At 68.4% G+C, this 21,097-nt stretch carries 22 protein-coding genes and 1 tRNA gene; 11 read left to right on the top strand and 12 right to left on the bottom strand.

Annotated elements, in window-relative coordinates:
- Window positions 1–122: 122 nt before the first annotated feature.
- The 4 genes from ASC59_RS04465 (at window position 123) to ASC59_RS04450 (ending at window position 2,582) form a co-directional block, all read left to right on the top strand.
- Window positions 123–434, top strand: a complete 312-nt coding sequence (locus ASC59_RS04465) for an SHOCT domain-containing protein (protein ID WP_235492571.1) — start codon at window positions 123–125, stop codon at window positions 432–434.
- 161 nt (window positions 435–595) lie between these two features.
- A complete protein-coding gene (locus ASC59_RS04460) occupies window positions 596–1,486 on the top strand; it encodes a sensor histidine kinase (RefSeq protein ID WP_055818746.1) in 891 nt (296 codons plus the stop codon).
- The gene (locus ASC59_RS04455; protein ID WP_082513388.1) at window positions 1,483–2,271 is read left to right on the top strand and encodes an AzlC family ABC transporter permease; all 789 of its coding nucleotides are present in this window, start codon (window positions 1,483–1,485) and stop codon (window positions 2,269–2,271) included. Before ASC59_RS04460 ends, ASC59_RS04455 begins: the two co-directional genes overlap by 4 nt.
- Window positions 2,268–2,582: an AzlD domain-containing protein gene (locus ASC59_RS04450; RefSeq protein ID WP_055818743.1), complete on the top strand. Its 315-nt coding sequence runs from the start codon at window positions 2,268–2,270 to the stop codon at window positions 2,580–2,582. The genes ASC59_RS04455 and ASC59_RS04450 overlap by 4 nt, the downstream gene beginning before the upstream one ends.
- Here the strand turns inward: ASC59_RS04450 and def are convergent.
- On the bottom strand, window positions 2,579–3,145 hold the full coding sequence (gene def / locus ASC59_RS04445; RefSeq protein WP_055818740.1) for a peptide deformylase: 567 nt from the start codon (window positions 3,143–3,145) through the stop codon (window positions 2,579–2,581). The two genes, ASC59_RS04450 and def, sit on opposite strands and share 4 nt — an antisense overlap.
- 67 nt (window positions 3,146–3,212) lie before the next feature.
- Here def and ASC59_RS04440 point away from each other — a divergent pair, with 67 nt between their 5' ends.
- From ASC59_RS04440 to ASC59_RS04430, 3 genes are all read left to right on the top strand, one after another.
- Window positions 3,213–4,154, top strand: a complete 942-nt coding sequence (locus ASC59_RS04440; protein ID WP_055818737.1) for a DMT family transporter — start codon at window positions 3,213–3,215, stop codon at window positions 4,152–4,154.
- 92 nt (window positions 4,155–4,246) lie between these two features.
- Window positions 4,247–5,506 carry a glycosyltransferase gene (locus ASC59_RS04435; protein WP_055818734.1) on the top strand — a complete coding sequence of 420 codons (1,260 nt, stop codon included), beginning with the start codon at window positions 4,247–4,249 and terminating at the stop codon, window positions 5,504–5,506.
- 6 nt (window positions 5,507–5,512) lie between these two features.
- Window positions 5,513–5,586 (top strand) — tRNA-Ile (locus ASC59_RS04430).
- Window positions 5,587–5,615: 29 nt separating this feature from the next.
- On the opposite strand, the gene ASC59_RS04425 is transcribed toward ASC59_RS04430, so the two are convergent.
- Window positions 5,616–5,963 carry a UBP-type zinc finger domain-containing protein gene (locus ASC59_RS04425; protein WP_055818731.1) on the bottom strand — a complete coding sequence of 116 codons (348 nt, stop codon included), beginning with the start codon at window positions 5,961–5,963 and terminating at the stop codon, window positions 5,616–5,618.
- A 127-nt stretch (window positions 5,964–6,090) separates the two neighbouring features.
- On the opposite strand from ASC59_RS04425, the gene ASC59_RS17140 reads away from it, so the two are divergent.
- Window positions 6,091–6,276, top strand: a complete 186-nt coding sequence (locus tag ASC59_RS17140; protein ID WP_157487917.1) for a hypothetical protein — start codon at window positions 6,091–6,093, stop codon at window positions 6,274–6,276.
- Between the two features lie 68 nt (window positions 6,277–6,344).
- On the opposite strand, the gene ASC59_RS04420 is transcribed toward ASC59_RS17140, so the two are convergent.
- Together ASC59_RS04420 and ASC59_RS04415 are read right to left on the bottom strand one after the other, a co-directional pair.
- Window positions 6,345–6,908: a dihydrofolate reductase family protein gene (locus ASC59_RS04420; protein WP_055818728.1), complete on the bottom strand. Its 564-nt coding sequence runs from the start codon at window positions 6,906–6,908 to the stop codon at window positions 6,345–6,347.
- 11 nt (window positions 6,909–6,919) lie between these two features.
- A complete protein-coding gene (locus tag ASC59_RS04415) occupies window positions 6,920–7,840 on the bottom strand; it encodes a DNA-3-methyladenine glycosylase family protein (protein WP_200942321.1) in 921 nt (306 codons plus the stop codon).
- Window positions 7,841–7,978: 138 nt separating this feature from the next.
- On the opposite strand from ASC59_RS04415, the gene ASC59_RS04410 reads away from it, so the two are divergent.
- On the top strand, window positions 7,979–8,242 hold the full coding sequence (locus ASC59_RS04410; protein WP_055818724.1) for a hypothetical protein: 264 nt from the start codon (window positions 7,979–7,981) through the stop codon (window positions 8,240–8,242).
- A gap of 52 nt (window positions 8,243–8,294) precedes the next feature.
- On the top strand, window positions 8,295–10,052 hold the full coding sequence (locus ASC59_RS04405; RefSeq protein WP_055818719.1) for a bifunctional 3'-5' exonuclease/DNA polymerase: 1,758 nt from the start codon (window positions 8,295–8,297) through the stop codon (window positions 10,050–10,052).
- Between the two features lie 34 nt (window positions 10,053–10,086).
- On the opposite strand, the gene ASC59_RS04400 is transcribed toward ASC59_RS04405, so the two are convergent.
- On the bottom strand, window positions 10,087–10,644 hold the full coding sequence (locus tag ASC59_RS04400; protein ID WP_055822815.1) for a PadR family transcriptional regulator: 558 nt from the start codon (window positions 10,642–10,644) through the stop codon (window positions 10,087–10,089).
- A gap of 219 nt (window positions 10,645–10,863) precedes the next feature.
- On the opposite strand from ASC59_RS04400, the gene ASC59_RS04395 reads away from it, so the two are divergent.
- A complete protein-coding gene (locus ASC59_RS04395; RefSeq protein ID WP_055822813.1) occupies window positions 10,864–11,385 on the top strand; it encodes a DUF3145 domain-containing protein in 522 nt (173 codons plus the stop codon).
- A gap of 139 nt (window positions 11,386–11,524) precedes the next feature.
- Here ASC59_RS04395 and ASC59_RS04390 read toward each other — a convergent pair whose 3' ends face one another.
- From ASC59_RS04390 to aceE, 7 genes are all read right to left on the bottom strand, one after another.
- Window positions 11,525–13,051: an MFS transporter gene (locus tag ASC59_RS04390; RefSeq protein WP_082513591.1), complete on the bottom strand. Its 1,527-nt coding sequence runs from the start codon at window positions 13,049–13,051 to the stop codon at window positions 11,525–11,527.
- A 223-nt stretch (window positions 13,052–13,274) separates the two neighbouring features.
- Window positions 13,275–14,510 (bottom strand): beta-ketoacyl-[acyl-carrier-protein] synthase family protein, encoded by a 1,236-nt coding sequence (locus ASC59_RS04385; RefSeq protein WP_055818713.1) that lies wholly within the window; start codon window positions 14,508–14,510, stop codon window positions 13,275–13,277.
- A gap of 118 nt (window positions 14,511–14,628) precedes the next feature.
- Window positions 14,629–14,877 carry an acyl carrier protein gene (locus tag ASC59_RS04380; RefSeq protein ID WP_055818711.1) on the bottom strand — a complete coding sequence of 83 codons (249 nt, stop codon included), beginning with the start codon at window positions 14,875–14,877 and terminating at the stop codon, window positions 14,629–14,631.
- A gap of 61 nt (window positions 14,878–14,938) precedes the next feature.
- Window positions 14,939–15,943 (bottom strand): beta-ketoacyl-ACP synthase III, encoded by a 1,005-nt coding sequence (locus ASC59_RS04375; protein ID WP_055818708.1) that lies wholly within the window; start codon window positions 15,941–15,943, stop codon window positions 14,939–14,941.
- 13 nt (window positions 15,944–15,956) lie between these two features.
- On the bottom strand, window positions 15,957–16,877 hold the full coding sequence (locus tag ASC59_RS04370) for an ACP S-malonyltransferase (RefSeq protein ID WP_055818705.1): 921 nt from the start codon (window positions 16,875–16,877) through the stop codon (window positions 15,957–15,959).
- 96 nt (window positions 16,878–16,973) lie between these two features.
- Window positions 16,974–18,167, bottom strand: coding sequence for a PucR family transcriptional regulator (locus ASC59_RS04365; RefSeq protein WP_055818701.1), 1,194 nt, complete (start codon window positions 18,165–18,167; stop codon window positions 16,974–16,976).
- Window positions 18,168–18,175: 8 nt separating this feature from the next.
- Window positions 18,176–20,902, bottom strand: coding sequence for a pyruvate dehydrogenase (acetyl-transferring), homodimeric type (aceE, locus tag ASC59_RS04360; protein WP_055818698.1), 2,727 nt, complete (start codon window positions 20,900–20,902; stop codon window positions 18,176–18,178).
- Between the last annotated feature and the right edge of the window lie 195 nt (window positions 20,903–21,097).

Here is a 21,097-nt window from a genome sequence, read left to right as displayed (position 1 = left end):
GACGGATGCTGCATCCCGGGGGAGTACGGGAAGTGACGCCCCTGAGCGGATTCCTCATGGCAGTCGGCTTGGGAGTCTCGAGGAGTGGCATCGTCCGATGCCCGTGACCGATCGGAATCATCATGGTGTCCTCGTCCATCGCCCTCGCCTCCGTCTCAGCCCATGTCGGCCCCTGGGCCGGCGGGTGGGGCTGGCTGTTCCTGTTCGTCCCGCTGTTCTGGATCAGCATCATCGCCCTGTTCGTGACTCTCGGTCGTCGGCGGTGGGCGCGCTACGGCTACGGCCCCGGCTACGCCAACGGACCGGGAGCCGGTGCGTGGAACGCCGTCGCCGCCGAGCAGACGCTCGCCGACCGTTTCGCCAGAGGCGACATCGACGAGGTCGAGTACCGCGCTCGCCTCGAGGTGCTGCGCGCATCACGCACCACCGGCTGAACCCGAGCGTCGGGGCCCGTGCACACCGAGCGCGCCACAGTCGGGCGCTTCGGTCCCGCTCGGGCCTCGGCGGGCGACAGTCCGCCTCACAGGCCGAGGAGTCGCCGCTCGCCCTCTCCGGTAGAGTCTCTTCGACCCGCACCCGGCGGGAGAGGAGAACGATGGACTGGCTGAACAGCCCCGCAGCCACCAGTGCACTCATGGTCGTATGTGCCGTGCTGGCGGTGCTGGCGGTGGTGCTGCTCGTGCTCTGGCTGAGCGCACGTGCCCGTCTGCGCCGCGTCGACCGCGACTGGACGAGTGCCGAGCGCACCAGGATCGGCCTCGAACTCTCCCTCGCCGAGCAGACCGGTCGGCTCGGCATCGTGCGCGACCTGCAGGATGTCGCCGTGCACGCCGTCGGCCGTCTCGTCTCCCAGGCGGAAGGGGCCAAGTACACCGCCGAGAGCGACCCGTCGTCGGCCGTTCGCGCAGTGACCGGCGTCGTCGACGCCGGTCGCACGGCGTTGGGCGACATGCGCCGCGTGCTGACGGTGGCCCGCGAGGGCGAGTCGCTGAGCTCGCCTCAGCCGGGGCTCCAGTCCGCGCAGAACCTGTTCCGCGTCATGCGCGATGCCGGACTCGTGATCAGCTTCGAGGAGTCCGGTGAGCGCTACGAGCTCAAGCCAGGCGCCGAACTCGCGGTCTACCGCATCCTGCATGCAGCCCTGGCCAACTCGCTCAAGCACGGCGGTGTCGGCACAGAGGCGCGCGTGTCCTTCGTCTGGACCGAGGAAGGCCTCCAGGTCACCATCGACGACGACGGCATCCGTGCCGCCCTCCGCCGAGAGGGCGACGAGGCCAGGACGGACACCACCTCGATCGACGATGACCTGCGTGCCCTGACCGAGACCATCTCGGGTGCCGGGATCTCGCAGATGCGCCAGCGTGCCGAGTTGTTCGGCGGCGTGTTCAGCGCCAATTCCGTCCCTGGAGTCGGCTTCAGCGTCTCAGCGGTCTTCCCCGCCCTCCGCTTCCACAACGGCGTTCACGGGGTCGAACTCGCGCGATGACCGATGAGGGCTCCCGGGCGGCAGCTGACGAGCCCGGCGGTGACGAGAGCACCGGTCGCGAACCCGCAGACGACGTCACGGCGGGCGACGGCCGGCGCTCACCCGCCGAGCGTCTCGCCATCAGGTCCGGGCTCTTCGTCGGACTCGCCACCGCCGCGTACGGAGTATCCTTCGGCGCCCTCTCGGTCGCCGCGGGCCTCTCGATCTGGCAGACCTGCTTCCTCAGCCTCGTGATGTTCACGGGTGGATCGCAGTACGCGCTGGTCGGCATCATCGCCAGCGCCGGGACGGCCGCCGGGCCGAGCGCCATCGCGACGGCCGGCCTGCTCGGCTCCCGCAATGCGATCTACGGCATGCGGATGGCGCCCATCGTCGGCATCGGCCCGTGGTGGCAGCGTCTCGCCGCCGCCTGGGGCACCATCGACGAATCCACCGCCGTATCGCTCGCGCAGCCGACGGGGCACCTCCGCCGTGTCGGCTTCTGGGTGACGGCGCTCGTGGTCTTCGTGGGATGGAACCTCACCACCTTGGCCGGCGCCCTCATCGGCGATGCGCTGGGCGATCCGCGCGGGTGGGGACTGGATGCCGCGGCAGCAGCGGCCTTCCTCGGCCTCCTGTGGCCGCGTCTGAAGCGGGTGCAGGCCGCCGCGGTGGCCGTCGGTGCCGCCGTCGTGGCCACGGTGCTGACGCCGGTGCTCATGCCGGGGCTGCCCGTCCTCGTCGCTGCATCCGTCGCCGTCGTCGTCGGCGCCTTCAACTGGTTCGGCCGGGAGGCGCGATCATGACTCTCTGGCAGGTCGTCATCCTGGCCTCGATCGCCACTCTCGCGTTCAAGTTCGCGGGCTACCTGATCCCTCAGCGTCTGCTCGAGGCGCCGACGCCGTCGCGCATCGCCGACCTCCTCACGGTCGCCCTGCTGGCCGCCCTGATCGCCGTGCAGACCTTCGCCGACGGACAGGAGATCGTGATCGATGCCCGGGTCCCGGCCGTCATCGTCGCGGCGGCCCTCTACGCGCTCAGGGTGCCGTTCATCATCGTGGTGGTCGTCGCGGCACTCGTCGCCGCAGGCATCCGCGCCGTCACAGGGACGGCCTAGGCGTCGAGGTTGTCGACCCCGGGCATCCAGGCATTGCCCGGAACGCCCCAGCCTCGCTTGCGGGTGAGTTTGGCGACGATCTTCTGATCGTGCCAGTCCAGGCGATCGGTGTAGAGCACACCTTCGAGATGATCGAACTCGTGCTGGAAGATGCGGGCGAGCCAACCTTCGGCGCGGATCTCGTACGGTTCCCCATCGACGTCGACGGCCTGCAGGATCGCGCGATCGGCGCGGCGCAGTCCGAATCGCTCGCCCGGGAACGAGAGGCAGCCTTCCGACTCGGTCTCCTCATCGGCGATTCCGGCCGGCACCGGGGTGATCCACAGGGTCGGGTTGATCGCGACACCGCGGACCTGCTCTCCCGAGTCCTCCACCCACGTGTAGGTGAAGATGCGCAGCGGCACGCCGATCTGAGGTGCGGCGAGGCCGACGCCGGGAGCCGCGTCCATCGTCTCGAACATGTCCGCGACGAGCCCGCGCAGCTCGTCGTCGAACTCCGTGACCGGGGCTGCGGGGGAGTGGAGAGCGTCGTCTCCGGTGATCCTGATGGGGTGTACGGCCATTCTCCGAGGATATCGGCGGTGCTCGGGTTAGGGTCGACACGTGTTGAACGGCGGAGGATTTGAAGACGTGACCGAGGTGTTCACGCAGAACCCGGCCCAGGTGTTCGGAATCGTGCTCGCTCTGATCGGTGCAGTCTTCCTGTCCATCGGTGCGCAGCTGCAGTATCGCGGGGTCGGCAAGGTCGAGCAGACCCTCGGCGACGCGGGCGGCGGCCTCAGCATGCGTCAGCTGCTGGCCCTCCTCGGTCGTCCGTCATGGGTGCTCGGGACGAGCATGCTGGGGGCGGCGATCGTGCTCCAGTTGTTCAGCCTCTCCCTGGCGCCCCTCATCGTGGTGCAGCCGCTCGGTGCCGTCGCCCTCGTGATCACGGCGATCGTCAATGCGCGCGTCTCCCACGTGCGCCTCAACAGGCTGTCCATCTTCGCCATCTGCCTCTGCGTGGCCGGCGTGGGACTGTTCGTCACGATCGCCGCCTTCACCGCCGTCGACAAGCCGGTCTCGGATGCCGATCTCATCACCATCCTCACGATCCTCGCCGTGGTGCTGGCGCTGTTCGCCGTGACGTTCGCCTTCCTGCGCAAGCGCTTCAAGGCGCTGTTCTACATCATCGGCGCCGGTGTCCTCTACGGTTTCGTCGCCACCCTCGCCAAGGTGGTCATCAGCCGACTGCAGGCCGAGAACTTCACCTGGCTGACCGTGCTGTGCCTCCTCGGCCTCATCGGCGCAGCAGCACTCGGCGCCTACTTCGTGCAGAACGCCTACGCGTCGGGCCCACCCGACCTCGTGATCGCCGGTCTCACCGTCATCGACCCCCTCGTCGCCGTCACCATCGGCATCGTCGTTCTCGACGAGGCATCGCAGGCACCGGCGTGGGCGCTGTGGGCCTTCGCTCTCGTCGGGGCCATCGCGATCTGGGGCGTGTTCCTGCTGTCGAAGCATCATCCACAGACCAACCTGCCCCTCGACGAGGCACCGACTCCAGCGGCGCCATCCGATGGAACCGCTTAGAATAGGCAGCATCACGCCGGCGGCGCCACAGCGCCCGGCGTCCACATCCCGCCGATCCACCACCTCGGCCGAGATACGTAGGGACATCCCACTTGACTGACACGCCCGGTTCGACTGCTTCCGCGCACGCGGACAGCGCTGAGAGCGCCAGGAAACCCCTCACCGTCCTCATCGGAGCCGACACCTTCTCTCCCGATGTGAACGGTGCTGCCAAGTTCGCCGAACGCCTCGCCTCCGGCCTCGCTGCCCGAGGCCACGACGTGCACGTCATGGCGCCGGCGGCGAGCAGCAAGCACGGCACCTGGACCGAGGAGTACGAGGGGCAGAAGATCACCGCCCATCGACTCTTCAGCCTGCGCTGGTATCCGCACGATTGGCTGCGATTCGTGATGCCGTGGCGCATCAACCAGAACAGCGCCCGCATCATCGATGAGATCAAGCCGGACGTCGTGCACTTCCAGTCGCACATCATCGTCGGTCGGGGGATGTCGATCCAGGCCGAGAAGCGGGGCATCCGCATCATCGGTACGAACCACTTCATGCCCGAGAACATGCTCGAGTTCACGCTGATCCCGAAGGCATGGCAGGAGTGGGCGATCGGTCTCGCGTGGAAGGCCGCTCGTCGGTCTTTCGGCCGCGCAGAGGCCGTGACGACGCCGACCAAGCGTGCTGCGGAGTTCCTCGAGCGCTCGACCGGTCTCCGGGGCGTTCACGCGATCTCCTGCGGGATCGACGCCGACCGCTACTCGCCGTCGTGGGAGCCCCGCACCGAGAACCGCATCCTGTTCGTGGGCCGTGTCACTGGCGAGAAGCAGATCGACGTACTGCTGAAGGCCATGACCCTGCTGCCGGCCGAGCTCGACGCCAAGCTGGAGATCGTCGGAGGCGGCGACCAGTTCAAGGCTCTGCAGCATCTCTCACGTGAGCTGGGCATCGCCGACCGCGTGACCTTCCGCGGCTACGTCAACGACGAGCAGCTGCGGGACGCGTATTCGCGGGCGTCGGTCTTCGCCATGCCGTCGATCGCCGAGCTGCAGAGCATCGCCACCATGGAGGCCATGGCATCCGCACTGCCTGTCGTCGCCGCCAACGCCATGGCACTTCCCCATCTCGTGCACGATGGCGTGAACGGGCACCTCTTCGAGCCCAGCAACCCCGACGACCTCGCGGCGAAGCTCACCGAGGTTCTGACGGTATCCCCAGAGGTCTATCAGGCCATGAAGAAGGAGTCGCTGCAGCTCATCGTGCCGCACGACATCCAGCGCACTCTCTCCACTTTCGAGAGCCTGTATCGTGGTGAGCCGGTCACGGACCCCGTGACCGACATCACCAACGCGACCACCTCCGAGTAGTCGCGCGGGGCGGTAGCTCAGCTGGTTAGAGCAAGCGACTCATAATCGTTCGGTCACGGGTTCAAGTCCCGTCCGCCCTACTCCGCAGCCCGGCTGCGGGCCTTCTCGGCTAGTGGAGAAGGTCGCGCCAGTCCGCCGGCACGCGATCCCTCGGCGCAGGTGAGCCCTGTCCGGTCGGGCGTGCCTCCGGCGCGACCAGCTCGGGCCCATCCGTGTACTCGTCGCTCTCGTAGTTCCAGAACCAGGTCTCGCCGGGCTCGAAGCTGCGAACGATCGGATGCCCGGTCTCTCGGAAGTGCGCCGTGGCATGCTGCGCTGGCGAGCTGTCGCAGCATCCGATCGTGCCGCACGTCGTGCACCGTCGCAGGTGCAGCCACCAACCGCCGTCGGCTTCGCACGCCTCGCAGCCGTTCGAGCCCGGCGGCACTGAGGGGTCGATGCCGGCGTATGCGTCCATGTACTGCTCCTCGTCGTCCTGTCGAATCCTGTCACGAGGGGACCCGACCCCGCCAGAGCCGCTCCCCGAACCAGTGCCACCCGGACGCGGACTTCCCGCATTCCGGCCGTCCTCATAGTCTCGGGGGATGCCTCCTATTGCCGCCGGCTGGTACGAAGTCGACACTGCGATCTGGTGGTGGGACGGCGCGCGTTGGTCTCACGACGAGGGCTACAAGGCTCTGGGGGCCGCGGCGACGGATGTCGCTCCTCCTGTGGGCGACCGGGTGCAGATCACCGGCGCCATCGAGCCGCTCCCGAAGAAGAGGCGCTGACCCCGCCGATTCGCTGACGGCGTGCGATGCGCGCTGTGGGCGGGAGCTGGGGCGTGCCCCGTCCATCGCTACCGGCGAGGGCGGTATTCGAGGAAGACGACGCCGTTCGAGAAGCGGTGCTCGTCCGTGAGGTCGAGGTCGATGCGCGTCTCGGGTGGAAGATAGCTCGTGCCGCCTCCGACGATGACAGGGTTCACGTACAGCTGGTACACGTCGACGAGCCCTGCGCGCACGGCCTGACTCGCCAGCTCAGCGCCGCCGATACTCACGTCGGCATCTGCCTCTGCGAGCAGACGTCGCACGTCGTCGGGATCGAACCGTCCCTCGAGCCGCGTCCTCGGCGACGCCGTACTCGCCAGGGTGGTCGAGTAGACGACCTTGTCGGCCTCTCGCCAGAGTCGGGCGTACTCGAGCATCGACGGGGAGACATCGGGAAAGGCCTCATCGATGTCCTGCCAGACCTTCATCACCTCGTAGAGGCGCCGACCGTAGAGGTAGGTGCCGATGCCGCGCTCCCGGTCGTTGACGAAGGAGTGCACCTCGTCGTCAGGGGCGGCCCAGTCGAAGCCGCCCGAGGAATCGGCGATGTAGCCGTCGAGCGATTGGATGCCCGACCAGATCAAACGGGCCATCGGATGCCTCCTCAGCGTGAACGGTGATCGACGAACTCCATGCGGGGACCGCGACGCACGGGTCCTGGCACGCCGTGCGCCTGCAGCAGTCGCACGAGCCTGTAGCGATGCGGCCGCCACCCCTCGAGAGCGGCCACCATCTCATCGTCGCTGAATCTGTCCCGCCCGTACAGGGCATGCCCGACGTAGTTCGAGAGGTGATAGTCGCCGACGGAGAGGGCATCGGCGTCGCCGAGGGCCCGCTGGGCGACCTCGGCGGCAGTCCAGACACCGACGCCGGGCACGGCGCGCAAGCGGGCCTCAGCGGCGGCAGGGGTGAGCTGCGAGCACTCCTCGAGTCGATCTGCGACTCGCGCCGCGGTCGCGACGGTGCGCGAGCGTTGCGGGTCGACGCCGGCCTTGTGCCAGTCCCACGACGGGATCAGCGCCCACGTCCTCGCCGACGGCACCACCAGCATGGGACGCGGAGTGGGTCCTGGAGCGATGCTGCCGTAGCGGCGGACCAGATGCCGCCACGAGGCCGTCGCCTGCAGGGTGAGCACCTTCTGCTCCAGGATCGCGGGTACGACGGCCTCGAAGACGCGCCCCGTCTTCGGGATGCGCAGCCCAGCGTGGCGTCGGTGCGCGTCGGCGAGTACGGGATGACCCGGCTGGAAGTCGCTCGGATCGTCGTCGGCGCCGAGCAGGGCCGGAGCTCCGGCCACTGCGGCATCCGCCCCCTGACCCCAGGCTTGACAGGTCAGGGCGCCGTCGCCGTCGCGACTGATGCGCATGCTCGCCGGTCCGTCCTCGGTCAACGTCGTACGCCACAGGGCGCCGTCCGGAGCGAACCCGTGCGTGGGATCCGAAGCCCCACGGCCCAGCCGAGCCACGGTGAGACGCACGTCCGTGGGGTGCCGAGGGCTCCACGTGAGTGTCGCGTCGGGAGCCATTCCTCCAGTCTGCATCCTGCAACTCTGAATGAACCCTGCGACGCTCGACCGATCCGCGCCCCCGGCCGCGCTCAGCCGGTCTCCAGAGGGGGAAACAGCCCCTCGCGCCGGTGGGCGTCTTCGTGACAGGATCGCGGAATGAGCGATGAGGCCAGACAGCCGGTGACGATCGAGCTGTTCCACGATTTCGACCAGCGCTGGCGCGCAGTGCTGCAGGATGCCGATTCGGACGACATCGAGACGATCGTGCTCCCGCCCGAGACCGACGGCGTGCGCGCGGCGATCCGGCACGTGCGCACCAAGCTCCGCGGGCGCATGCTCGACGTGGGGGAGCTGACCCCGACCGACGAGAGCCACTCGATCTGGCGCGGGGCGGTGCAGGCGGCGGTTCCGGCCTCCTGAGCTCGGGTCCGGCGCGGTCGTCGATGTCTGCGGCAGCCGCGAGAATGGGAGAGTGCACTTCGTCGTCGGCCGCCTCCCCTCGGGTGCTTCATCGACGCAGGCCTTCGACGTCGAGGGAACCGCCGTGGGTGATCGGATGCAGCACGCCGACGACGCGAGCCTCGCCCGATTCGTCCAGGGGGAATCGGCGGCCGCCCCTGCCGTGCGCTGGGTCTGGGACGACACCGCGCGCTGGTACCCGCGGCTCCTGAGGCACGGCGTGCGCGTGGCCCGGTGCCACGACCTGAGGCTCGCCCACGCCATCCTCCGCCTCTCGACCCTCACGAGAGGCAGCGCTCTCGCGAACGCGCCACGGAGTGCCTGGGACGCGGCTCCCGCCCTCGAACGCCCGGCAGCCACGCACACGGCGCTGTTCGACGTTGAGCTCGACGCACCCCAGACCGACGCCGACACTCCGACGGAGGGTGCAGACGAGTCCGTGGCCGAGTGGCGACGTCAGCTCGTGGCAGTGGCGGGCTCCGCGGCACCAGGACGGCTGCGTCTGCTGCTGGCCGCCGAGTCGGCCGGCGCACTGATCGCCGCCGAGATGCGCGAGGCGGGCCTCCCGTGGAGCATCGAGCGGCACGACGAGGTGCTCACCGAAGCGCTCGGACCTCGGCCGCCGGCTGGAGCACGACCGGCACGCATGCACGAACTCGTGCTCGCCATCCGGGCGGCCGTCGATGACGATCAGCTCAATCCGGATTCGCCGCAGGAGCTCCTGCGGGCCCTCCGTCGCAGCGGCATCAACGCCGCGTCGACGAGCCAGTGGGAACTGCGCGAGATCAAGCATCCGGTGATCGAGCCCCTGCTCGAGTACAAGAAGCTGGCGAGGCTCCTCTCAGCGAACGGCTGGACCTGGATGGAGGCCTGGATCGTCGACGGCCGATTCCGTCCCGACTACGTGCCAGGAGGGGCCGCCACCGGCCGCTGGGCGACGAACGGCGGCGGAGCGCTGCAACTTCCCAAGCAGGTGCGCTCGGCAGTGCGGGCAGATCCCGGGTGGAAGCTCGTGGTCGCGGATGCCGCGCAGCTGGAGCCGCGCATCCTCGCAGCCCTGTCGGCCGACACGGCCATGGCCGCAGCCGGACGTGGGGTCGACCTCTACGCGGGCATCCAGGCGACAGGTGTCGTCGACACCAGGGCGCACGCCAAGGTGGCCATGCTCGGCGCCATGTACGGAGCGACGACGGGGGAGAGCGGCAGGCTGCTGCCCCGGCTGGCACGCGCCTACCCGCGGGCGATCGCGCTGGTGGAGGAGGCCGCCCGCGCGGGTGAACGCGGGGAGAGCGTGACCTCGTGGCTCGGACGGTCCTCACCCCTGCCCCCTGCAGCCTGGTTCGACGTGCAGTCGCGGGCGAGTGCGCCCGATGCTTCGGAAGCCGATGAGAAGCGGGCGCGCAGCAGCGCACGCGAGTGGGGGCGGTTCACCCGCAACTTCGTGGTGCAGTCGACGGCCGCCGAGTGGGCCCTGTGCTGGATGGCCGAGTTGCGCACCACCCTGCTCGAGCTGTCCGCCGAGGCCGATCCGGTCTCGGCGGCGGCCGGTGCCTCCGGACCGCTCTCGGGCACCGTCTTCGCGGGAAGACCCCACCAGGTCTTCTTCCTGCACGACGAGATCGTGGTGCACACCCCGGCGAGCCTGGCCGATGCCGTCGCGGAGCAGGTGCTCCTCGCCGCCGAGGCGGCCGGTCGACTGCTCTTCGGAACGTTCCCCGTCGACTTCCCGCTGGGCGCAGCCATCGTCGACGACTACGCCGAGGCGAAGTGACGTCGTCGTTCCGCTCAGCCGGTTCCGGCCGTGCTCAGGCGCTCGGCCGTCCGCGCCGTGGACGGGTGGTGCTGTAGCCCCGCGTGAGTTCGCCATCGAGACCGCCCCGACCGTCCAGCTCCGCCTCAACACCATCGAGCCAGTCGATGGCCGCTGCCGACAGCGCCGCTTCAGCGCGGCTCGAGAGTGCGCTCTGAGCCGTCGGCGCTGTCGAGGACGGTGCGGATGCCGCGTGCCATCGCTCTCGGTAGGAAGCCACCAGCCGACGCGGGTCAGAGCCGGGCAGCGACGTGGCCATGAGCACGGAATCGAGCATCTCGCTCCAGTCCGGAGATCCCTCGGGAGCCGTGGAAAGGTCGGACTCGACCTGACGCAGGCCGTCGTCGGTGATGCGGTACAGCGGCAGGCCGTCATCCGTCACGCCGGCGGCGCGCACCAGGCCCTGCACTCCGAGGCGGTCGAGGGTGGCGTACACCTGGCCGATGTTCACGGTGCGGCGATGACCGAGCCTGTCGCCGAGTTCGGCGTGCAGCTGGGCGCCATAGGCCGGGCCCAGGGAGAGCACCGCAAGCAGTCCGTTCCTGACCGACACCGGCACCTCCACGCCTCTGATAAATCCATACCGAGCATACCTTCGGCGGGCAATGACGACCGGCATCCGACTGGCCGAATGACACTGTTGTGATCCGTCGGGAAAGTGAGGCATAATCTGCTGTATCGGCCTCTGGCCGCACAAGTTCACACAGTCGCCGTGGTATTCGCACGTTCGAGGTCGTTGGGGAAGACGTACCTCACACGAATGGAGAGCACCATGGCGTCACCAGCTGCCCGGCAGGCACCGACTGCGCGGGGCGTTGTCTATGTCCACTCGTCGCCGCGAGCTTTGTGCCCGCACGTCGAATGGGCGACTGGTCGTGCCTTGGGGCGCGCGGTCAACTTCTCCTGGGTCGATCAGCCCGTGCTCAAGGGCGCGCAGCGTGCCGAGTTCTACTGGGAGGGCGACGCCGGAACCGGCGCCTCCATCGCCTCGGCCCTGCACGGCTGGGAGCACCTGCGCTACGAGGTGACCGAGGACCCCGGCCCCGGCACCGACGGTGGTCGATGGATGCACACCCCAGACCTCGGCGTGTTCTTCGCACAGACGGACAGTGCGGGGAACATGGTGATCTCCGAGGATCGCATCCGGGCAGCGATGGAGAACGCGGGACTGAACGCGATCGATCTCCACAACGAACTGCGCGTGGTGCTCGGGCAGGCTTGGGATGACGAGCTCGACGTGTTCAGGCACGCGTCGGACGACGCGGCCGTCATCTGGCTGCACAAGGTGGGCTGAGCGCTCGACGCTCCACGGACTCAGAAGCCCCGCGCTGAATACAGCGCGGGGCTTCTGTACGTCTGAGGCCCGCTTCCGTCGGTTCTGTCATCAGAGTTCGACGACACCCCGTTCGAGCGCGACCGAGGCATCGGCGGCTTCAGCCGAGGAGCACGCCTTCGCCTGCGCCGCTGGCCTTCGGGTCGGGCAGTCGCCGCATCCGGAATCCGTTGACCAGGCCGATGCATCCAGCGAGGATCGGGATCAGCAGTGCGATCTGGAGCGCGATCGGGCGTGCGTCGGTGTTGATCCGGATGATCTCGTCCTGGATCGGCTCCGGCTGTCCGACGAGGAGTTCCTCGAGGGCGGTGTTCGACATGATCTCGGCGTCGTCCTCGAGGACCTGGGAGACCTGTTGCTTCTCGTCGGCGGGGAGCACGTCGCTCGCCATCGCCATGGACGTGAAGATGAGAGAGAGCGACGCCAGCATGATCGCACCGGCGAACGCCAGGCCGAAGGAGAGTCCGAACGATCCGGCCGCGGAATTGACCCCTGCAGCCTCGCTGACGCGCTCGTCGGAGATGGGCGACAGGGTGTAGTTGTTCAGCTGGGAGACGAGCAGCCCGAGTCCGCATCCGGCGATGATCAACGGGACGAGCAGCCACCATCCGGAATCGGCCCGGGGAACGACGGGGATGAGCAGCAGCAGGCCCGCCGTCAGCAGGATGAACCCCCACAGGATCAGGGTGGCCGGGCGTCGCCGACCGACGCGCTTGCCCGCGAGCATCGCAACGCCGAACATGGTCAGGGACAGCGGTGCGATCGACAGACCGGCCTGGAGCGCGTTGTAGCCGAGCACCATCTGGAGGTAGATCGGCAGCACGATCATCGTTCCGCCGAGCGCGATCTGCTGCATCAACTGACCGCTGACGCCGAGCCTGAAGAGCTTTGAGCGGAACAGGTCGGGATCGATCAGGGTCGGCTTGCCACGACGCTTGCGGCGTACGAGCCAGTAGGCGAGTGAGCCGAGGCCGAGCACGCCGACGGCGATGAGCAGGGCGACTGCCTCTCCGCCCTCCTGCCAGACCAGGATGCCGATGACGATGCCTCCCATGCCCACGACCGACAGCAGCGATCCGAGGGCGTCGACCTGCCTGGACCCCGTGTACGGCACGTCCCGCACGAGCTTGAGCCCGCTGAGCACGACGACGATGACGACAGCCTCGAGGGCGAAGGCGACCCGCCACGACAGGAACGTCGTGATGAACCCGCCGATCAGCGGCCCCACGGCCGCCGCGATGGCAGCAGACGCGCCGACCGTAGCGTAGACGCGGGCCTGGGCGGCGCCCTCGAAGTTGCCGTGGATGAGGGACTGCATCGAGGGGAGCAGCAGTGAGGCGCCGAGTCCTCCGATGACGGCCCAGAAGATGATGATGGGCAGCAGCGACTGGGCCAGCACCATCGCCACGGCTCCCGCCGCATAGCAGAGCAGGCCGATCACGTAGGCCTTCTTGCGACCGATGAGATCGCCGACCTTGCTGCCGATGAGGATGAAGGCGGCTGACACGAGAGCCTCGAGAGCGATGGCCGACTGCAGCCCGCTGACCGTGGTGTCGATGTCGCGCACGACGGCCGAGATCGACACGTTCATGATCGACGTGTCGACGACGAGGACGAACATCGCCATCGCCAGGAGGAGAGCCAGTCGGCCGTTGAAGGTCGCCGTGCTGTCGCTGGTCTCAGGAGCGCTCACGGCCGGCTCCTCTCGAGCGACGTCGTTGACGTTCTCGAACCTAGACCCGAACGGCAGCGCTTGTCACCTGATCATGCCGGTGCACACACCGTCGCGGCGCGCCACCGACGGTCGTGGAGAACGGGAGGGTGCTCCACGACCGACGGCGGCCGCTCTGCTAGACGGAGCGGAATGCGACGACGGCGTTGTGACCGCCGAAGCCGAAGGAGTTGCTGATCGCCAGCAGGTCGCCGGTTCCGAGGTCGCGCGGCGCCGTGACGACGTCGAGCGGGATCTCGGGATCCTGCTCCGTGAGGTTGATGGTCGGCGGGGCGACACGCTCGGCCAGCGCCTTCACCGTGAAGATGGCCTCGATGGCGCCCGCTCCACCGAGAAGGTGTCCGGTTGATGCCTTGGTCGCCGAGACCGGAATGCCGTCGAGGGCGTCACCGAAGACACGACGCAGTGCGTTGTACTCGGCGATGTCACCGACGGGAGTGCTGGTGGCGTGGGCGTTGATGTGCGAGACGTCGCCGATCGAGGCATCCGCTCCGGAGATCGATGACAGCATGGCACGGGCCGCTGCGGATCCCTCGGGGTCGGGTGCGGTGATGTGGTACGCGTCGCTGGTGACGGATCCGCCGACGAGTTCGGCGTAGATGCGAGCACCGCGGGCCTTGGCGTGCTCCTCGGTCTCGACGACGAGGGCTGCCGCGCCTTCGCCGAGAACGAAGCCGTCACGGGTGACGTCGTAGGGGCGCGAAGCGGTCGATGGGTCATCGTTCCGCTTGGAGAGCGCCTGCATCGAGGCGAAGGCCGCGATGGGGAGCGGGTGGATGGCTGCCTCGGAGCCGCCGGCGATGACGACGTCGGCGAGTCCGGCCTGCAGGTGGTTGTAGGCGTTGACGAGGGCCTCGGTGCTGGAGGCGCAGGCCGAGACGACGGTGTGGATGCCGGCACGAGCGTGCAGGTCCATCCCGATGGCAGCTCCGGGTCCGTTCGGCATGAGCATGGGAACCGTCATCGGGAGCACACGACGAGGACCACGCTCGCGCAGGGTGTCCCACGCGTCGAGGAGGGTCCAGACGCCGCCGATGCCCGTCGACCAGTCGACCATGAGACGCTCGGGCTCGACCTCGGGGGAGCCAGCGTCGGCCCACGCCTCGCGTCCCGCGATGAGAGCGAACTGGCTCGACGGGTCGAGACGCTTGGTCTCGTGTCGCTCGAGCACGTCTGCGGTCTTGACGGAGGCCTGGGCTGCGAAGGTGACGGGCAGCGCGAGCTCCTCGACCCACGGCTGCAGCAGCGCGCTGGCTCCGGACATCCCGGCGAGCAGGTTCGACCAGCTGTCGGTCGCGTTTCCGCCGAGGGGGGACGTTGCACCGATACCGGTGACGACGATCTTCTTGGTCATAACGATTGAACTCTCCGGGAGATCTTCTCAGCAGCTCGCGGCGCGGGAATGCGCACGCGGGCCGGGGTGGCGGGCCGGACTCACCAGAGGTGGTCCGACCCGTCCGCGACGAACGCGACTAGTCCTGGGCCTTCACGATGAAGGAGACGGCGTCGCCGACGGTCTTGAGGTTCTTGACCTCTTCGTCGGGGATCTTCACGTCGAACTTCTCTTCAGCGTTGACGACGATCGTCATCATCGAGATGGAGTCGATGTCCAGGTCGTCGGTGAACGACTTGTCCAGCTCAACCGTGTCGGTTGCGATGCCGGTCTCGTCGTTGATGAGTTCGGCCAGGCCGGCGAGAACTTCTTCGGTGGACAATGCCATTGTTATCTCCTTGGGGGGTTTCGTTTGACCGTCACTCAGTTTAGGGGTGACGGGGATGTGGTCAGGGAAGGACGACGACCTGGGCGCCGAACACGAGGCCGGCGCCGAACCCGATCTGCAGGGCGAGAGTGCCGCTCAGTTCGGGGTGTCCCTGCAGCAGGCGGTGCGTGGCCAGCGGGATCGAGGCGGCGGAGGTGTTGCCGGTCGACTCGATGTCGCGGGCGATGACGACGGATTCCGGCAGCTTCAGTTGCTTCGCGAACTCGTTCACGATGCGCATGTTCGCCTGGTGCGGGATGAAGGCCGACAGGTCGTCCACGGTGATGCCGGCGGCATCGATGGCCTCCTTCGCGACCTTGGCCATCTCCCAGACGGCCCAGCGGAACACGGTCTGGCCCTCCTGGCGGAGCGTCGGCCACTCGGCCTTGCCGTCGCGGAAGTCGGTCAGGGTTCCGTTCATGCCGACGGCATCCGCCTTCGACCCGTCGGATCCCCAGACCGTCGCAGAGATGCCGGGAGCATCGCTCGGGCCGATCACCACGGCGCCGGCGCCGTCGCCCAGGAGGAACGAGATCGAGCGGTCGGTGGGGTCGACGACGTCTGAGAGCTTCTCGGCGCCGATGACGAGTGCGTAGTGGCCGGCGCCTGCGCGGATGAGGGCGTCGGCCTGCGCGATCGCGTACGTGTAGCCGGCGCAGGCGGCGTTCAGGTCGTAGGCCGCGGCCGGATTGGCCCCGACGTTGTCGGCGACGACTGCCGCCATGGACGGCGTCTGCTGCACGTTGCTGATCGTGGCGATGAGCACCAGGTCGATCTTGGACGCCTCGACACCCGACTTCTCGATCGCCTCGCGTGCCGCCGTCGTGGCGAGATCAGTCGCGGACACTCCGGCCGACGCGCGGGTGCGTGTGACGATGCCCGTGCGCTGCTGGATCCACTCGTCGGAGGAGTCGATCGGCCCCACGAGGTCGTCGTTCGGAACGATGAGATCGCCGCGCGCGGCGCCGACGGAGTAGATGCGGGTGAAAGCCGGGCCTGTGGCCTGCGTGAGGGTGGGGACTGTCATGGTCTCTCTCGTGTCAGGCGTTCTGCTCGATGAGCGCGACGGCGGCGTCGAGGTCGTCTGGGGTCTTGATGCCGACGCTGGGGATGCCCTTCAATCCGCGTCGGGCGAGGCCGATGAGGGCGCCGGCCGGCGCGAGCTCGATGATGCCGGTCACTCCGGCGTCGGCGAGCGACTGCATCGTGAGGTCCCAGCGTACGGGCGAGGCGACCTGGGTCACGAGCAGGTCGAGGTACCGGGCGCCCGAATCGACCCGTGAGCCGTCGTTGTTCGTCCAGATGGGAAGAGTGGGGTCGGAGGTGGCATAGCCGTCGACGGCACCGGCGAGCCAGGTCCGAGCCGACTCCATGTAGCGGGTGTGGAAGGCTCCGGCGACCTGCAGCGGGATCACTCGCGCGCCGGCGGGTGGCTCATCGGCCAGCCGGGCGAGAGCGTCGGCGGCGCCGGCGACGACGATCTGGCCGCCGCCGTTGTAGTTGGCGGCCTGGAGTCCGAGCGACTCGGCCTTCGACACCACGTCGGTGGCGTCCCCGCCCAGCACGGCACTCATCGAGGTGGGCGTCGCCGCGGCGGCCTGCGCCATCGCCACGGCACGCTCGCTCACGAACTGCATGGCGTCCGCGGTGCTCAGGATGCCGGCGGCGGCCGCGGCGGTGATCTCGCCGACCGAGTGACCGGCGATGCCACCGATGCGCTCGCGTCCGGCCGTCGCGACGAGCGAGTTGAATGCGACCAGACCGGCCGCGACGATGAGCGGCTGCGCGACGGCGGTGTCACGGATCGTGTCGGCGTCCGAGGATGTGCCGTGAACGGCCAGGTCGAGCCCGGCGGCCTCGGAGTACTCCGCGATGAGTGCGGCGTTCTCGGGCACCTCGAGCCAGGGTGCGAGGAAACCGGGTGTTTGCGAGCCCTGTCCAGGGCAGACGACGACGATCACCTGTCCAGTCTGCCAACCACTGGGCGTTGTGTGATGTCGAGCTTCACCAAGGAATCCGCCGATCGTTTGTTCGTGGCGCACAGGGCGAACGCCGGATCAGCCGCGCCGATCGGGATCGCTGATGGCTCCGAGCACGAGCGCTGCCTGCAGGATGAGCGCCTCCCGGGAGCCCGTGGCGTCCCAGCCGATGACCTCGGACACACGCTTCAGGCGGTACCGCACGGTGTTGGGATGCACGAAGAGCTCCCGCGCCGTCGCCTCGAGCGATCGACCGTTGTCGAGGTAGCTCCATAGGGTGTTGAGCAGCTCTGTCGAGTGGGAGCTGAGCGGGCGGTAGATGCGGTGGATGAGCGTGGCCCTCGCCAGGGGATCCCCGGCCAGCGCGCGCTCCGGAAGCAGGTCGTCGGCCTGGACCGGACGCGGGGCATTGCGCCAGGCCCGGGCGACGGCGAACCCTGCGAGAGCGGCCTTCGCGCTCTTGGAGGCGTCGACCAGGTTCGGCACCTCGTGACCGAGCACCAGGTGCCCGTCGCCGAAGTGCGGTTCCAGTGCCTTCGCGATGTCCATGAAGCCGAGTGACGCCGCCGGTTCCGCGTCCTCCCCGTCGCGGGACTCGGGGCGTGCCCGGCCGATGACGAGGACCAGGCGACCACCCTGCACTCCGATGAGCACGTCGGCCGCCATGTGACGAGCTGCGCGGCGCAGCACGTCGACGTCGAGCATCCGGGGCGTTGTACCGACCAGCACGGCGACGGCACCATGACCGTGCCAGCCGAGCGCGGCGATGCGGCTCGGCAGTTCATCGTCGTACTCGCCCGAGAGGATCGAGTCGACGACGAGCGCCTCTAGCCTGGCGTCCCACAGGCCGCGCGCCTCGGCTGCACGGGCGTAGACGTCGGCAGCGGCGAAGGCGATCTCACGCGAGTACAGCAGGATCGCCTCGCGGAGATCGACGCCGCCGTCCTTGACCCGGTGTTCGACGACCTCGACGACCACCCTGATCAGCTGCAGCGTCTGTTGCAGACTCACCGAGCGGAGCAGCTCACGAGGAGCCGCCCCGAACACATCGGCCGCGATCCACGGGATGGACTTCGGGTCGTCGTACCAGGAGATGAACGACGTGATGCCGGCCTGTGCCACCAGCCCCACCGCGGACCGCCGCCCGGGCGGCATGTCGCCGTACCAGGGCAGCGTGTCCTCGAGGCGCTTGATGGTCGCGGTGGAGAGCTCGCCTGAGATCGTGCGGAGCCAGGCGAGCGTCTCCTTCTTGGTGCGCGGCGTCGTGGGCACTGGGACGGTTAGCTCTCGCCCCCGGCGTTGCCGGTGGTTCCAGCGTTCACGTCGTGCAGCTTGTACTTCTCGATGGCCTGGGCCGGGAGGCTCCGGTCGACCTCACCGCGCGAGGCGAGGAGCTCGAGGGCGCGCACCACGACCGACGGGCCGTCGATCTTGAAGAAGCGCCTGGCAGCAGCGCGCGTGTCGGAGAAGCCGAAGTCGTCCGCGCCGAGAGTGGCGTACTGCCCGGGCACGAACTGGCGGATCTGGTCGGGAACGGCGTGCGAGAAGTCCGTCACGGCGACGAACGGGCCCTGCGCTCCGGCCAGCTTCTGCCAGACGTACGGCGACTGCGGGGCGGCATCCGGGTTCAGGAAGTTGTGCGACTCGGCGGCGAGGCCGTCACGGCGCAGCTCCGACCAGCTCGTGACGCTCCAGACGTCGGCGGAGACGCCCCAGTCCTCGGCGAGCAGCTTCTGCGCCTCGAGTGCCCAGGGCACGGAGACACCGGATGCGAGCAGCTGCGTCTTCGGACCGGCGACGGTTCCATCGGCCAGCTTGTAGATGCCGCGCACGACGCCTTCGACGTCGAGGTTCTCGGGTTCTGCCGGCTGGACGTACGGCTCGTTGTAGACCGTCAGGTAGTACATGACGTTCGGGTCGGAGTGCTCTCCGCCGTACATGCGCTCGAGGCCGGAGCGCACGATGTGCCCGATCTCGTAGCCGTACGCGGCGTCGTACGCCACGACGGCCGGGTTCGTGGCGCTCAGCACCAGCGAGTGGCCGTCGGCGTGCTGGAGCCCCTCACCGGTGAGCGTCGTGCGACCGGCCGTCGCACCGATCATGAAACCACGTGCCATCTGGTCGCCCGCGGCCCAGATGGCGTCGCCGGTGCGCTGGAACCCGAACATCGAGTAGAAGACGTACACGGGGATGAGGGGCTCGCCCTGCGTCGCGTACGAGGTGCCGATGTTCGTGAAGGCGGCGAGGGCGCCGGCCTCGTTGATGCCGACGTGGAGGATCTGTCCCTGCGGGCTCTCCTTGTAGGCCAGGAGCAGCTCGCGGTCGACCGAGGTGTAGTGCTGGCCGTTGGGGTTGTAGATCTTCGCGTTCGGGAAGAACGCGTCCATGCCGAAGGTGCGGGCCTCGTCCGGGATGATCGGCACGATGCGGTGACCGAAGTCCTTCGAGCGGATGAGGTCCTTGAGCAGGCGGACGAAGGCCATCGTCGTGGCGATCTCCTGCGTGCCGGAACCCTTCTTCGCGATGGCGTAGGCGGAGTCGTCCGGCAGCGAGATCGCGGTGTGCTTCGTGCGACGCTCGGGCACGTAGCCGCCGAGCGCGCGACGACGCTCGTGCAGGTACTGGATCGCCTCGTCCTGCTCGCCCGGGTGGTAGTACGGCGGCAGGTAGGGGTTCTCCTCGAGCTGCGCATCCGTGATGGGGATGTGCATCGCATCGCGGAAGTCCTTGAGGTTCTCCAGCGTCATCTTCTTCATCTGGTGGGTCGCGTTGCGGCCCTCGAAGGACGGCCCGAGGCCGTAGCCCTTGATCGTCTTGGCGAGGATGACCGTCGGCTGGCCCTTGTGCTCGCTGGCGGCCTTGAAGGCGGCGTAGATCTTCTTGTAGTCGTGGCCGCCGCGCTTGAGGCCCCAGATCTGGTCGTCCGTGAGGTCCTTGACGAGCTCGAGAGCGCGCGGGTCGCGACCGAAGAAGTTCTCGCGCACGTAGGCGCCGTTCTCGGTCTTGTAGGTCTGGTAGTCGCCGTCGGGGGTGACGTTCATGAGCGTGCGGAGCGCGCCCTCGCTGTCGCGGGCGAGCAGGTCGTCCCACTCCCGGCCCCAGACGACCTTGATGACGTTCCAGCCGGCACCGCGGAAGAAGCTCTCGAGCTCCTGGATGATCTTGCCGTTGCCGCGCACGGGTCCGTCGAGACGCTGCAGGTTGCAGTTGATGACGAAGTTGAGGTTGTCGAGGCCGTCGTTGGCTGCGAGCTGGAGTGCACCGCGGCTCTCGACCTCGTCCATCTCGCCATCGCCGAGGAATGCCCAGACCTGCTGGTCGCTGGCGTCCTTGATTCCGCGATTGGTCAGGTACTTGTTCGCCTGGGCCTGGTAGATCGCGTTGATCGGGCCGAGACCCATCGACACTGTCGGGAACTGCCAGAACTCGGGCATGAGACGCGGGTGCGGGTACGAGGACAGGCCGTGCGGAGCCTGCGACTTCTCCTGGCGGAATCCGTCGAGCTGGTTGGCCGAGAGGCGACCCTCGAGGAAGGCACGGCCGTAGATGCCGGGGGAGGCATGGCCCTGCACGAAGATCTGGTCTCCGCCGCCGGGGTGGTCCTGGCCGCGGAAGAAGTGGTTGAAGCCGACCTCGTAGAGCGATGCCGCTCCGGCGTAGGTCGAGATGTGGCCGCCGACGCCGATGCCGGGGCGCTGTGCGCGGTGCACCAGCACGGCGGCGTTCCAGCGCATCCAGGCGCGGTAGCGGCGCTCGACCTCCTCGTCGCCGGGGAAGGCAGGTTCGTTCTCGGGAGCGATGGTGTTGAGGTAGTCCGTCGTCGGCACCATCGGAACGCCGAGGTGCAGTTCCTTCGAGCGGCGCAGCAGGCTGAGGATGATCTCCCGAGCACGGCCGTGGCCCTCAGCGGCGACGAGGGCGTCGAGGGACTCTGTCCACTCGGCGGTTTCCTCAGGGTCTGAATCCAGATTCGTCACGGAATACGGATCCTGGTCGTTGACAGTCACACTCGACCTCTCATTTGGGGGCAGATCATGCCGCTGGGACGTGTCGTTGAACGCGCGGTCGGATTGCGTCCGCACAACTCGCCATCCTATTGATTCTATTTCTCCTCCGTGGCGCATCCGAACCACCGGCTATCGTTGCGATCGTCCGCCCGGGCCATGTGCCGGGCTCTTGCTCGGCGTCCCCGGGCCGACGGT

The sequence above is a fragment of the Leifsonia sp. Root1293 genome, from assembly GCF_001425325.1.
GTDB lineage: Bacteria > Actinomycetota > Actinomycetes > Actinomycetales > Microbacteriaceae > Orlajensenia.
This window is presented reverse-complemented; position numbering and strand designations above follow the sequence as displayed.